At 33.0% G+C, this 14244-nt stretch carries 16 protein-coding genes; 9 read left to right on the plus strand and 7 right to left on the minus strand.

All coding sequences use genetic code 11. The annotated features are described in order from the left end of the window. Positions 1 to 3: 3 nt before the first annotated feature. From NNH57_RS02830 to NNH57_RS02840, 3 genes are all read right to left on the minus strand, one after another. Positions 4 to 600: a DinB family protein gene (locus tag NNH57_RS02830; protein WP_074407712.1), complete on the minus strand. Its 597-nt coding sequence runs from the start codon at positions 598 to 600 to the stop codon at positions 4 to 6. 19 nt (positions 601 to 619) lie between these two features. Further along, positions 620 to 1144, minus strand: a complete 525-nt coding sequence (locus NNH57_RS02835; protein WP_082994852.1) for a hypothetical protein — start codon at positions 1142 to 1144, stop codon at positions 620 to 622. 240 nt (positions 1145 to 1384) lie between these two features. After that, positions 1385 to 2386 carry a helix-turn-helix domain-containing protein gene (locus NNH57_RS02840; protein WP_074407711.1) on the minus strand — a complete coding sequence of 334 codons (1002 nt, stop codon included), beginning with the start codon at positions 2384 to 2386 and terminating at the stop codon, positions 1385 to 1387. Positions 2387 to 2725: 339 nt separating this feature from the next. Here NNH57_RS02840 and NNH57_RS02845 point away from each other — a divergent pair, with 339 nt between their 5' ends. After that, the gene (locus NNH57_RS02845) at positions 2726 to 3325 is read left to right on the plus strand and encodes a hypothetical protein (protein WP_074410071.1); all 600 of its coding nucleotides are present in this window, start codon (positions 2726 to 2728) and stop codon (positions 3323 to 3325) included. A gap of 427 nt (positions 3326 to 3752) precedes the next feature. On the opposite strand, the gene NNH57_RS02850 is transcribed toward NNH57_RS02845, so the two are convergent. Further along, positions 3753 to 4238, minus strand: coding sequence for a hypothetical protein (locus NNH57_RS02850; RefSeq protein ID WP_074410072.1), 486 nt, complete (start codon positions 4236 to 4238; stop codon positions 3753 to 3755). Positions 4239 to 4346: 108 nt separating this feature from the next. Beyond that, positions 4347 to 4721, minus strand: a complete 375-nt coding sequence (locus NNH57_RS02855) for a hypothetical protein (RefSeq protein WP_074410073.1) — start codon at positions 4719 to 4721, stop codon at positions 4347 to 4349. A 241-nt stretch (positions 4722 to 4962) separates the two neighbouring features. On the opposite strand from NNH57_RS02855, the gene NNH57_RS02860 reads away from it, so the two are divergent. The 3 genes from NNH57_RS02860 (at position 4963) to NNH57_RS02870 (ending at position 7277) form a co-directional block, all read left to right on the plus strand. Further along, the gene (locus tag NNH57_RS02860) at positions 4963 to 5532 is read left to right on the plus strand and encodes a Crp/Fnr family transcriptional regulator (protein ID WP_108808650.1); all 570 of its coding nucleotides are present in this window, start codon (positions 4963 to 4965) and stop codon (positions 5530 to 5532) included. A gap of 120 nt (positions 5533 to 5652) precedes the next feature. Further along, positions 5653 to 6432, plus strand: a complete 780-nt coding sequence (locus tag NNH57_RS02865; RefSeq protein ID WP_108808651.1) for a class I SAM-dependent methyltransferase — start codon at positions 5653 to 5655, stop codon at positions 6430 to 6432. A gap of 173 nt (positions 6433 to 6605) precedes the next feature. Then, positions 6606 to 7277 carry a hypothetical protein gene (locus NNH57_RS02870; protein ID WP_254504093.1) on the plus strand — a complete coding sequence of 224 codons (672 nt, stop codon included), beginning with the start codon at positions 6606 to 6608 and terminating at the stop codon, positions 7275 to 7277. Between the two features lie 207 nt (positions 7278 to 7484). Here the strand turns inward: NNH57_RS02870 and NNH57_RS02875 are convergent, their stop codons facing one another. Further along, entirely contained in the window at positions 7485 to 7781 is a 297-nt protein-coding gene (locus NNH57_RS02875) for a putative quinol monooxygenase (protein ID WP_108808652.1), read from the minus strand. A gap of 314 nt (positions 7782 to 8095) precedes the next feature. Here NNH57_RS02875 and NNH57_RS02880 point away from each other — a divergent pair, with 314 nt between their 5' ends. From NNH57_RS02880 to NNH57_RS02900, 5 genes are all read left to right on the plus strand, one after another. Beyond that, entirely contained in the window at positions 8096 to 9262 is a 1167-nt protein-coding gene (locus NNH57_RS02880) for a threonine synthase (protein WP_074410077.1), read from the plus strand. A gap of 252 nt (positions 9263 to 9514) precedes the next feature. Further along, complete coding sequence (locus NNH57_RS02885; protein WP_074410078.1) at positions 9515 to 10231, plus strand: hypothetical protein; 717 nt, start codon at positions 9515 to 9517, stop codon at positions 10229 to 10231. A gap of 138 nt (positions 10232 to 10369) precedes the next feature. Beyond that, a complete protein-coding gene (locus NNH57_RS02890) occupies positions 10370 to 11053 on the plus strand; it encodes a hypothetical protein (protein WP_108808653.1) in 684 nt (227 codons plus the stop codon). Positions 11054 to 11197: 144 nt separating this feature from the next. Continuing rightward, positions 11198 to 11905, plus strand: a complete 708-nt coding sequence (locus NNH57_RS02895; protein ID WP_108808654.1) for a hypothetical protein — start codon at positions 11198 to 11200, stop codon at positions 11903 to 11905. Positions 11906 to 12299: 394 nt separating this feature from the next. Next, positions 12300 to 13010 (plus strand): hypothetical protein, encoded by a 711-nt coding sequence (locus tag NNH57_RS02900; protein ID WP_108808655.1) that lies wholly within the window; start codon positions 12300 to 12302, stop codon positions 13008 to 13010. Between the two features lie 108 nt (positions 13011 to 13118). On the opposite strand, the gene NNH57_RS02905 is transcribed toward NNH57_RS02900, so the two are convergent. Continuing rightward, on the minus strand, positions 13119 to 14240 hold the full coding sequence (locus NNH57_RS02905; protein ID WP_108808656.1) for an aminotransferase class I/II-fold pyridoxal phosphate-dependent enzyme: 1122 nt from the start codon (positions 14238 to 14240) through the stop codon (positions 13119 to 13121). Between the last annotated feature and the right edge of the window lie 4 nt (positions 14241 to 14244).

Genomic DNA, 14244 nt, shown 5'->3' on the forward strand with positions numbered 1-14244 from the left:
ATTTTAATTTTTAGGGAATTTTTTATCGTTTTTTATCTCTTTAATTTGCGCAATATGGCGACCGGTATGTGAAGACATGTAGAGAAAAACCTGGTAAAGATCGATGCTTCCAAAGTTGGCAAAATGGTTTCTTAAGTCATCTTCTGTTGTCTTTATATAATTGATGTGTTGTTCTCTTTTTGCTTTAAATTCTGCAATAGTTGCTTTGTGATTACCATACTTTCCTATGGGTTCAAAATCTTCTTGGGTTTTTGTTTTTTCTGCACGATTGTGTACATGTGCTATTAATTCTTTATCAGTGAATTTTAAGTCTTTCCGCCTTTCGGGATCCGAAGGAAGTTCTAAAGACTCTTTAAGTATTTCAAATACTTCATTTTCTAAAATCGTAATGTGTTCTGTACATTGTAGTATTGACCAGGACGATTCATTAATTTTAAAATTGAGCTGTGCTTCACTTAATCCATCTAATATGTCTAATAAATTACCTTTAGAGTTATTTAATTCGTTGATTGCGAAATCTCGCTCTACTGGTGTCAATTTATTATTAGAAACCGAACAGTTAACTAGTAAAACAAACAGGATCATTAAATTTTTTTTCATTCTTTAACGGGTTTAAATATTATCTGATTTTAATTATTCGCTCTGTTAAACCTTTATTTTTAAAATAATCTATCAATTCTAAAGATTCTCCAACTTGAGCATGATGTAGTAAAGTAAGCCCATGTGGCCCTTTGGCAAAAAGTAATTCGGGATAAGCATCCAAAACTGGTGTTACTAATTCTGTTCTTCCTAGCATGGTAAGAGCAAAAAGATTAGCTCTTGCGCCTTTAGAGATTAAATAGTTTACAATCTCCTTATTCCCTAAATGAGCTGCTCCTTCTATTGCTTCTTCAAAGTCACCATTACCCCAATCGTAAGAGGTGTAAATTAAATTTGGATATTCATTAAGCATTTCCTTAACCAGTCCTAATTTTGAATGTCCGGCAACAACAAAATCTTTTACTAATTTTTCTTCTAATTGATTCGATTCTTTTTTTTGTTGGCTTGAACTACTTTTCTGTGCTTTTAAAAGTAGATAAGTAGGTATCGTAACAGCTGTTCCAATTCCTAAAAGCGATCCATATATAAATTTTTTTCTGTTCATGTATTGAATATTATACAATGAACTTATCTTGGGTAATGCTTTTGCCTGCAAAATTCACATTTTGCTATTTTTTTTCAGCATAGCCTTAGCTACGGTGAAAAAAAATTAACTTTACTATGGTACAAAAGCCAAACTTTTCGGCTTAAAACCACTACTCAAGATGAGTTCAATACAATATTCTGTAATAAATGATAGAAATACTTTAAAATGCATGTACCTGTTAACGAAAAATAGAAGTTTTTACTGTTTTCTATAGGCTGAAGGGGTATGTCCCGTTTTTTTCTTGAAAGCAATATTAAAAGAAGTCACATTACCAAAACCAGATTCGTAGGCAATAGTTGCAATTTTTTCATTTAAGTATTCGGCATCTTTTAATAGGGCTTCAGCTTTTTCAATGCGATACTGATTTACAAACTCGTAAAAATTTTGTTGAGTGTTTTCGTTTATGGCTTGTGAAATTTCCCGTGCTCTTACATCTAATTTTTCAGCAACAATTTTTAGTGTAATAGTATCATTTAGAAAAACATGTTCCTTTTCAAAGAGTTTCTTAATGCTTTGAAACAATGCTCTAGAGCTACTTTTGTCTAAACGCGAACTATCATATTTTTGGAGATTAAACTTATGTCTATTTAAAAAAAGATAGCTAAACGCATAAATTAGTAAGGAATAAAATATCGGTCCTCTTATATAATACATTCTAAAATCGAAAAGGTTTCCTACATAGTGTAGCCAAATTAATGTAGAGCCAATTAATATATTACGATACCATTTTACAATACTGTCGGATGCATTCGAACTATTTTTTTGTAAATATGACCATGATAGTATCAGATAAAAAAGCAAATGAAAAACCACAATTCCGTAGTTCCAGAACGATTCAAAATTTCCATTTCTGGGTATAAATGGGATCAAAAAAAGAAACAAAGCAAAAGGCGCGAAATGGATGTAGTACGTATAGGTAATTTCTTTATTCTTCTCAAAAAGAGTAATTCCATACAGCCAAAGAGAAGGGGCTGCAAATAGAATACCAGAAACTCCAATATTATTTTGCCAATTCTCTAATGGCATATAATAATTTAATACCGATTTACCAATTCTAATAGTAAGACCTAATAAAAAGAGTCCTAGAAAAATATTAGACTTTCTATGGTTATTCTTAAGGGTAATTAAATATATACTTAAGAAAACCCCCTGCGCTAAACCAAGGGATGCAAGAATTAGGATAAGGCCTGTAGTTAACATTTAAGTAATTTAAAACTTTTTAATCAGTAATAGATTTATTAACGACAAAAATCATTTTTTTTCAACTAAAATTCTTTAAAGAACATGTTTGTTTAAATAAATGTTATGATCTAAATCGATCTAAATGTACTTTAACAAAAAACAATCACATTATAAGCGGCTGTTTTGGTATTTCCTTATGATTCGCGGATTACAAATCCGCGCTATCTGGTGGACATCATCAAATATAAACAAACTCAAAAACAGGAGTTATGGAATTATTGGGAAACAAAAAGTTGTATTTTCTACTTGAATTTATAGTGTAATTATTAAGTTTGTTGGCTTAATTCGATAAAGGACATGAGAAACTCACTTAGTATCATTCTATTTATTTTTTGTACGATACCTGCTTTAAGTCAGAAAATAAAAACAGCTTCTGGAGATATTTCTGTATTAGCTGGAGAAAAAGAACTATCGGTTACCTTTGGGTATGATAATATGAACGTGCATGGCTACCCCTCAGAGGCAGATTTTATAAAAGATAAGGTACAACTAAGAGAAAAGCATAACCCTGGATCGGGTGAAAAATTTGAAGGTTCTTGGTTTGCGGATAGGGATACCGTATATGCACCATTATTTATCGAAAACTTGAACTATGCAATACCTAAAAAAAGAAAAATTACAATCTCAAGAAACAATCCCAACGCAAAATATAATTTACATATTCAAACATTGTGGGTTTATCCTGGATATAATGTAGGTTTTTCACAACCATCAAAAATAGAAGTAGTACTTCAATTATATGAAATAGCAAGCCCAGAAAAGATCGTTTGGGAGTCAAAATCACCAACGCGTATAGAAGCTAAAGTAACCCCTTATAAGAGGGAATTGAGAATCGGAGCTGCATATGCTTCATTAGCTATGAAGATGTCATGGTTATTAAGAAAAAAGACAAAGTAAAAGCCTAATTCCGATACAATTTTTCTCCACGTCATCTCGAGCCCTTCGACTTAGTTCAAGACAGGCTAAAATCGAGAGGTCACTATGAAAAATCACTCAATTTGACAGCTTTTTTAAACTAATGCTGATAGCGCATTCTATGGATAAAAACAAATAAAATTCATATAAATTAGGCAGCATACTTTTTGATGTTTCCTTGTGTTTCACGGATTACAAATCCACGCTATCGGGGACATTTTTTGCGACTTACAGTTCAACGTTTAATATATGTGTCGTAGCTGTGCAAATTGTTACCTAACCTTGGACACTTCTGCGCAGATTTTATACTTTATTCAGCTTTAAAATCACCGCACCATCATAAATATACCAGAACCCATCGATTAATCACTTATCAACTATGATTATATATATCGTGTTGTAAACTGTTTTAATTAAATTCAGTTTCGATTTTATTTATACTAGCGATTTCCTTGTTTAAATATTTAATACTAATCTTTGGGGGTATAGAAATCTCAATGCAAGTCTCACTAAAAATTAAATCCTCAGTCGAAATTTTAGATTGAAACTCATTCGACATCAATAATCCTTTCAGGATCAATTTGAACATTTTTTTGTCCGAATATTCGTCTAATAGCTCTTGGATATAACCTTCATCAAATTCAGTAACTCGACTAAAATGGATTTCAACGGATGGAGGTATTGATATGCCAACAATTAACCGGTTCGTTCTAAATCCGGCTTTTTCAATTAATGGTAAAACGTCAAAAATATCTTTTACATAATTAACAAATTTATCCTTCGTATTGGTTCCAATATCACCTATTTTGGATAAACCGTTTTTTAATTGAGTAATTATGTTGTCCGTTTTACTTGTGGATTTAGAAGAATCCGTTACTATTGATTTTTCAGGCATTAATTTGTCAATTTGAATAGTTTACAACAAAGATATATAGTTACCTCTAGTAACTATACAACCATTTGTAATTACTTATAATTATTTGTAAACGTATGCTTGTGTCTTTTACACTATAGTTTCTTGCCTATGTTTTCTAATACCGCTATCGGTTAATCCAATCTCGTAGGCTTCGGCATATACCTCATCGCGGGCTTCTAATTCGTTCCAGGCATCGTTTAGTAGGCTCATTTCTATTCTGTCTAGATCAAAGACATCATTATATTTTACCGTTTGATTTAATTGCTTCTTTTGATTTGGCTCTTGTAGTAATACACTAATAATCTTTTTTTGAATGCCTTTAATAATGTACTGGTCTTCTTCGTGATGATCTTTAAGGTTATATTTTACTTCGAGATGCTCTAATAATCCTTGTACTATTTTTTCTCGTTCGATATTCTTGTCTTCAGAAATTTCTCTGATTTTACGGCTTAATTTATTCATTTTTTTAATCCCTTGTTTTCTTGATGTAGCTATACAATATACCGTAGGTATATTGTAGGCACTAAACTACTATTCCCTTTTTAGATATTTTTACGGGAACCCGCAGGAGTGAGATAAAAGTTTAATTCGATGAGGTAGAGGTGATTAGGTTTTTAGAAAATTTGCACCAAAGCCATAAGCTATGTAAGCAAGTTTTTGCATATTTACCGCTGTAAATGTTACTCAAAAACGATTGATTTTTATGATAGAAGATATATTTAAAAAGATAACAGAAGAGTATGGTGAAATTAGTGCCGAAGCTATTTATGATTGGTCCGAAAAAATAAAAATTGTTGAGTATAAGAAAAGAGATATACTGGTAAAAGAAGGTGCATATTCATATAAATTCTATTATATCATACAAGGCGCACTCAAAGCCTATTATAGGTCTGATGATAAAAAAATAACCGATTGGTTTGCATTAGAAAACGATTTTATCCCATCAACAACCGATCCTATACACGGCCGACCCAGCTCTCATACTATAGAAGTATTAGAAGACAGTACTCTGGTAGCATTAGCCCATGATGATTTAGAGGCTTTATGTAAAAAATATCACGACTTCGAGCATCTGTACCGGCTTATCTTATCCAAAGTAATCTACCAACTTAGAGAACGCATAGCTTCTCTACAGTTTAGAACGGTGCAACAACGTTATGATAGTTTGATTGATCTACACCCAAAAATAGAATCTCGTGTTCCTCTGGGAGATGTTGCTTCTTTTTTGGGGATCACACAAGAAACATTAAGTAGAATTAGAGCGTCGAAGTAAGAATTTGATTTGGATCAAAACTTTGTGTTCGTTAAATCTATAATTTTGTTCTTGGATCTTAAAAAAGAACTATTATTCTGATATGTTACTTGCCTTATTTTTCCTAATCCTTTTGATAAAATGAAGAGAATACACCTATTTGAATTCGAAGACTTACCATGGTTTCCTAATTGGATTAGAATCTGTATGACCAGGTTAATTGTGGTAATGCATAAAAAGTTTGGCACGAGTGAGGATATGGCTATGCTGCTTGTTGATCTTATTAAGCGTACCAAGACCAAAAAAATTATTGATTTATGCTCGGGTAGTGGGGGACCCATGCTCGATACAATAGCACTATTGAGAAATCAACATCATCTTGAAGATGTCGAATTGGTTTTATCAGACTTATATCCCAACTTAGAAGCTGCTAAACGAATAAATAGTAGTAGCGATTATATAAGGTATAGAACGACTCCTCTTGATGCTACGCATATTGATGATTCGATACAAGGGATATTTACAATGGTAGGTAGTTTTCATCATATGAGACCAGACCAGGCCAAAAGTATTTTAACAGCTGTACAAAGCAAAAAGCAACCGATTTGTATTATGGAAATCAATAAAAAATTTCCGTTCCTGCTATGGTGGCTCTTTATCCCTCTTAGTGCCGTTTTATGCCTTTTTATCACGCCATTGGTGCGACCTTTAACGATCAGACAGCTTATTTTTACCTATATAATCCCTGTAATTCCTTTGTGCTTTGCGTGGGATGCTGTAATTACCAGCGGGAGAATATATCGATTAGAAGATCTCGATGAGCTTTTACAAGGCATTAAGGAGGATACCTATATCTGGAAAAAAGAGGTTATAGAAGGAAAGTCAGAAAAAATTTACCTAATAGGATATCCAAAAGAGTAGGATATTGTATTTCGTAAAACTAAACTACAAATCGTAGTACCTACTCTATGTTACAAATAACCATATCTCTCGTCTTCTAGTTAAAGATAAGAACATGAGATATCCATTAATTAAGCCCAAATACTATTTTACATTGTTTAACGAATTCATCGGATTTATAAAAAAGCCGAAGTATGAAAAAAAAACTGGAAAAATCTGTAACCCATAAAATATATGATACCATTGGGCTGTACTTTTTAAAATTCATATTATTGATTCCTGTAATTTTGTTTTTTGCTTTCGTATATGACCCAGAGAACGTACAAAAGGCAAATATGTTAGAACGTTTTTCTCCATTGGTCTTATTAGTAGTCGGTGGGATAATTCTCCCTCTTGTAGAAGAAGTTGCTTTTAGGCTTTCCTTAAAATTTAAACCCATTTATATTGCGCTATCATCCAGTGTATTTTCATACTACGTATTGACCAAAATTGTTTTTCAAACAAAAATAAGTGCGATAGACGAAAGCTTTATGATACGAGTAGTTATCGCAATTGCATTAGGAATATTCTTGTATCCTGTAGTTAATAGTACATCGATAAAAGAGAGATTGGCTAATTTCTGGAGAACACATTTTAGAAGTATATATTATATCTCTTGCGTGTGTTTTGCCTGGATACATATTACAAAGTATGAGTTAAACTGGACAAATATTCTTTTGCTTCCGATTCTTACCTTACCTCAATTAATGAGCGCATTAATTTATGGATATATAAGAGTATCTTTTGGTTTTAAGTATCCATTGTTTTTTCATATGTCTAACAATCTTCTGGCGATAAGCTTATCTCTTTTACCGTTTACAGGTTAAGAAATTAAATACTCAATTTTTACCATAAAAAAATATTGCAGTAAAGAGGAGATTTCTGATACATCAAGGTGTTCTATAAGTAAGAATACATTAGGTTGTTATTATGTTTCTTAACTCAAGAACACCTATAGGAATATGCATTTGGTACAGGCGCGAACCCCATTGTATATACCAACTATGATCCAATATGTTTTCTGGATTTCACTATTATATAGTTAGTTTATGATAATATTTAATCTCTGGAGCTTCTATTAAAAAAGCAGAGAGCTTTGCCATGATTCCATTATTAGAAATAAAAGTTATATAATCTGTATGGTGACTTTTACTTAGCCATTCCTCATAAAATACCATTTCATTAGTCTCTTTGTCAAAAAGTATTTTCACCGATAAACATCCATTAAACCCTCTTACATTAGGTAGATTCTCTGTAAGAAAATTCATGAGATTATTTACCATAGAATTTTTGACTTTTGATTTTAAAATTACTTCACAATTTGTTTCCATTGGTTTTTATTTAATCAATATTTGAAGCAAAATTAGAAAGCAAAGAGTTCAATATTCTTAATCTAAATTAAGAAATGAACTTAATGTTGTACATTGAAAAACGAGGAGGAAAAAACCTTAATCTAACAATGAAACCGGCACTCTTTTTTGTTTATATCATAGATAAATTTTAAATATTCTTAGCAAACAATTGATTCGATGGCTGTTATTTGGTTATCCCGTGTATAAAGTGGAAAACATAGCTATTCGGGAATTAATCCTTTTTGAAGTATCCCCGTTGCAGCCTATTTTTATATGGTAAAAATCAATATATTATGCTTACTAATGAATACTCCTATCTTCGATGTGATCACTGCGGAGAAATTTATGATAAGAACGAAGTACATAGCTTTTGCTTAAAAGATAATCAACCTCTGGTTGCGCATTATAATTTACGTAACCACTTTTCTAAAAATGATTTACAAGATAGGCCGGCAACTATGTGGCGGTATCATGAGCTGTTACCTGTAGAAAAAGAAGAGAACCGCATTAGCCTGGGAGAAGGGTTTACACCTCTTCTGGTATTATCAAAACTCGAATCTACCTATAACCAATATCAATTATTGCTTAAGGACGAATCTGGTAACCCTACAGGTTCTTTTAAAGCTCGAGGGATTAGTATGGCAGTAAGTAAAGCAAAAGAACATGGGATTACAGCAATGTGTATTCCTACTGCCGGAAATGCAGGAAGCGCTCTTAGCGCGTATTGTGCTAAAGCAGGAATCAAAGCTCATATTTTTATGCCTGAAGAAACCCCTAAAACGTTCCAACTAGATTGTGAAATCATGGGAGCTAATGTTACTAAGGTAAAAGGAAATATTGGAGATGCTGCCAGTATGATGAGATCAAAAAATGATGGATCCTGGTTTGACGTATCTACATTGCAAGAGCCTTTTAGACTAGAAGGGAAAAAAACAATGGGGTATGAAATTGCAGAGCAGTTACAGTGGGAATTACCAGATGTAATCCTATACCCTACAGGGGGAGGTACCGGATTAATAGGAATCTGGAAAGCCTTTCTTGAAATGAAAGCTCTACAATGGATAGATCATATTCCTACCCGAATGGTAGCTGTTCAAGGAGATGGATGTAATCCTATTATTACCTCTTTTCACAATGAAATGGATCATGTGCCAAAATATGAGAATCCCGCTCCAACGATAGCGAATGGGTTAAGGGTGCCAAAACCGTTTGGAGATCGATTGATCATGAAAACATTATATGAAAGTAACGGAACAGCCATTTCTATTTCTGATCATGAAATAAAAGAAGGGATGCAGGAATTTGCAAAAACAGAAGGGTTATTTATTTCTCCTGAAGGCTCTGCAGTATGGGCTGCCTATAAAAAATTGAAGCAAACTCACTGGATAAAAGATAATGAATCTGTGGTACTACTTAATACAGGTTCTGTATATAAGTATACCGAAAATTTATATTCATGATTTGTAAATAATAGTGCTTCTTTTTAAGAGGAAAAACAGCTTGTTACCGATCCAAAAAACTACACTGGGTAGACTACATAAATAAAAACTGTTTCACTGAAAACAGGGTAGTGTATACTGGGTACGGCTACTACTTTTGGATCAAATAATTGATAGTATTTAGGCGCCTAATACGGTATGATCAGGGCTTACTGTGCTTTGGATTGTACATTCAATTATTCACAATCACACATTAATTCTTAAAAATAAACAATGAAAAAAACAATTTTTAAAGTAATCACTATTCTAACTTTGGCAATCTTTATTAGTAGTTGCGAAACCGATGATGGTATAGAATCAAAATTAGAGAATACATCTTCTAGCAAAAAAAATGAAGAAAATAACAATTTAGAAACAAAGAGTTCGAGTAATGTTTTTTTATTAGTTACTAGTATTGATGGTCCCTATGATACAGTAGATGGAGTACGAATACCTAAAATAGGTTCTTATGTAAATATTTCTGGAGTTAAAATTCCATCAGGTCATTTTTATGGAACCTGGGATGTTAAATTAGGTGGATATGAAATTGTAAAAAGATCCTCCCAAAGTGTCCGACTTAAAAGAGTAACTAAAGAAGATGCTATTGTTTTCTTTTTTTACACGGAGCATGTAAATGAAAACGGAAATATAGTATTGAAATCAGATATAGCTACCTATGGTTTATCTGCAATACCTGATCCAGTACCATGTCCTACCAGTGAGCATACCAAAATGAGACAAAGTTTTTCTAAATATGCTGCTGCTATTAATTATGATGAGAGGTACACATATAACTGGACAGTTGTTAACAAAGGAAATACATATACCGAAACAGGAAGAAATGTAAGACTACGAGGTTTTGGAAACTTTAATGTCACTCTTACTATTGCTCAAGATGGTTGTACTACGCAAACTAGAACTCAAAATTTTTATGTGAATATTGGAAGGTAGGCAATTGCATGAAAAATAGTCATGTTTTAGATTATAGACATACATAAAGTATACCTATAGGATACTGAGTATTTATAGTACTCAGTATCCTGTATTAAGTTATTTACAATCATACATTTAACTTTTAAATAATAAGTCATGAAAAAAACAATTTTTAAAACGCTTTCTGTTTTAACACTAGCTATTTTTATGAGTAGCTGTGAAACCGATGACGGTACTCTTGATACTACCCAGGAGCAATCAAAAGAGATGATAATCGATAACTCTACTACTACGAAGATGAGACCCTCTGATGATGATCCTTTCTTTAAAGTTACAGGATTTGACGGTCCTTATGATGTAATTAATGGAGAGTATGTACCTCATATAGGAACTTATGTAAAGGTAAGAGCAAATAATCCTTTTGGGTTTTGGAAGGCTTCAGGATGTTTTAAGCAGGTAGGGTCACGATTTCTAAGAACAAATAAAGAAAAAGGCTCAATTACACATTCTGTGAGAAGAGCTGAAGGAGGGTTTAATAGTGTTGGACATGATTTTATTGCGATTCCTGTAGTATCGCCACCGCCACCGCCACCACCATGTCCTACTAGTGAACATACCAAAATGAGGCAAAGTTTTTCTAAATATGCTGCGGCCAGTAATTATGATGATAGATATACATATAACTGGACAGTAGTTAATAAAGGAAATACATACCATGGAACGGGAAGTAGTATCAGACTACAAGGTTATGGAAATTTTAATGTTACGCTTACGATTGTCCAGGATGGTTGTACTACCCAAACCAGAACTCAAAACTTTTATGTGAACATAGGAAGGTAATTAGGCAGTAGACTTGTCTTCAACTTTGAGTCATAAGCATACAGAATAGGTATACCTAATGTAATATGACCATGACTTACTATGCTTTGTATCGAGTATCCTAATTATTTACAATTACACATCTAATTCATAAAACAACAAATCATGAAAAAAACAATTTTTAAAGTAATCACTATGGTAATGCTGGCAACTTTTATTAGTAGTTGCGAGACAGATGATAGTACTCTTGATGGTCTTGAAGGAGAATCAAAAAATATATCTGTAGAGACTTCTACAATAGATAAATCTGCTACAAAAGCAGCTAATAGTTGTCATAACTGGAGTATTAAAAGATATGAAGGTCCTATGTGGATGGATTTTAGGACCCGAAAAGTATATCCTTATGTAAATACGATCACAATTGCCGAGGCAAATTGTGATGGAGTCTGGGAGGCTACCGGAGGTTTTAAAATTATTGATAATACCCATAATAAAAGAACAGTACGGGTTAAAAGAATCAATAAGAACGAAGGCAAGCTTTTTTTTATTACCAGCAATGGCGGCTATTCTGTTCTTACTTTTGATGCTTTTATTTATCCTGATATCACAGACCCTACAGCTCCATGCCCTACTAGTGAGCATACCAAAATGAAACGAACAGGAAGAAGAACCCTTTATGCAGAGAGTTATAAGGGATATTATGCCTACAAGTGGACTATCGTTAATAGAGGAAATACGTATTATGAAACAGGAAGGGCTATTACATTACGTATTGGAAGTTCGGATGTAACCCTTACGGTATCCAAGAAGGATTGTGCTACACAAACAAGTGTTCGAAAAAACTTTTTTATCGATGCTAATCCTAATAATTAATACCAGAGATCGGTTTAAAAAAATAAAAAGAGGCTTCTGAAAAGGTAATTCAAGGACTAAATTGTCAGTCTTAGTTTATCGAAGGGCTCTGCTTGACATTGAAAACACCATTTTCAGACCTCTTTTTTATTATAAAAGCTTATGAAAAAATCTCAATTCTATCCAAATAGGTAGAGTAGTTTAAATTTCTAACTTTTAATAAATATACTAACGATATACGTATTATTTCACAGTAAAGAAAGTATTTTAAAACCTTCAAACAGCTACATTTTTGATTTCAATAATTGATTAGTAATTAGATATTCCTAATGCAGTATAGCCATGGCTTGCTATCTCCTGTATTGAGCATTCTAATTATTTACAATTACACATCTAATTCATAAAACAACAAATCATGAAAAAAACAATTTTTAAAATTGCTTCAATTCTAATGCTAACCATCTTTATTGGTAGTTGTGAAAAAGAAGATAGCAATCTTGATATATATGATCAAGAAATGAAGGAAGTTCCTTCAGAAACCGTTTTAAATAAAGGAAATGAGAATAATAAAGCTACAAATGTTGCAGTTAACAAGTCTTCTAAATTATGGAAAATTCTAAAATACGTACCAGGTAAAGTTATTGTTGAAAATGGACAAACTATTCCGGAAGTAGGTGTTGATATAATTGCAGAAGGATACCACCCTAATTTTCTTTTTTGGTTAGTAGACGGCTGTTTTGAAATTGTAGGGTCTGACGAAGAACAAAAGGTAACAATCAAAAGAGTCAATAAAAATGAGGGAAATATTTATTATACATATATGGAAAATAATAGTATCATGGCAAGTCATAGAAAGTTTGTTGCTATTCCCCCAGATCATTCTTCAACACCATGCCCAAGCAGTGGACATACAATGATAGAGCAAATTTTTAATTCTGTTCTTGATGCCAAGAATTATGATACCAAGTACACGTATAAGTGGAAAGTTGTTCATAACGGCCGTGCCACTTATAAAACAGGAAGAAGTGTTTTGCTACGTAAAGGAGGATCTACCGTTACCCTTTCTGTATCTAAAAATGGATGCACCACTCAATCAAGTGGACCTAAAAACTACTTTGTAAGATAAGAGTAGTCTAAATTTGATGTAAACAAAAATTACCCTTATTAAACAGGCTGTCTTTTTAGACAGCCTGTTTTGATTATTTTAATGCTTAAAATTATGACAGGCAGACTGCTATGATAAATTAAACCGTTCTTTTAGAGCTTGTTTAACGCGTTCTAAACCCGCCAGGATATATTCTTTGCGTTCTCCAATCCCTATTCTGAAATGATGGTCCATCCCATAACAATCTCCTGCCAAAATAAATACACTTTTTTCTGTACGTAACCATTCTGCCAGTTCGGTAGAATTAATATCTAAATTGTATTTTATAAATAACATTCCGCCACTCTTTGGGGGTACATATTCAAATAAATCCCCATATTGATCGAGCCATTGCTTTACTACTATTAAGTTTTCATTAAGCATGGTTCTGTTTCGAGTTAGTATTTCTATACGTTTTTCGGGTCTTAATGCGATCTCACCAATATAATGACTCATTATGCCCGCAGTAATAGAGGTATAATCATGATATGCCCATGTATCTGCAATCAGTGTTTCGGGACCTATTAACCACCCTAAACGTAATCCGGGTAGGGCATAGGCTTTAGATAGTCCACCGTTAACCATAACTTTGTCATACATCCCAATAAAACTTTCTATGATTTCTCCGTTTAATTCGGCTCCACGATATACTTCATCACAATATACCCAGGCATCTACACGCTTTGCGATAGCTACAATTTCCTGCATTTCTTCAGAAGAAAGTGTGTATCCTGTTGGGTTATTGGGATTACATAGCGCAATCATTTTTGTTTTTGAAGTGACAAGAGATTTTAATTCTTCGATATCGGGCCTCCATTTGTTTTCTTCACGCAAATGAAATGCCTTGGGGATACACCCCATTTCTTCGGCAATACCCCAGATCTGCATATAGTTGGGGACCATCATAACCACTTCATCTCCTTTTTCTAGCAGAGTATGACAAGCAATAAAATTCGCTTCAGAAGAGCCATTGGTAACCAATACATTCTCCTCATTAGCGCCATTATACATCGCACTAATTCTTTTACGCAATGGGATAGAACCGTTAGTTTGCCCATACCCTAAAACAGTATTGGTAAGTGTATCTATCTGGTCTTTCTCTAATAGCTCATTAAGAGTGTAGGGATGAAAACCACTTTCTGTTAGATTATAATCTACTGTGTTTTCAAATAAGGATTGTACTCTTTCGAGCTCAAAAATTGGAATATTCATTCTA

Origin of the sequence: Aquimarina spinulae (assembly GCF_943373825.1) — a bacterium.
In the GTDB taxonomy this organism is placed as follows: Bacteria; Bacteroidota; Bacteroidia; order Flavobacteriales; family Flavobacteriaceae; genus Aquimarina; species Aquimarina spinulae.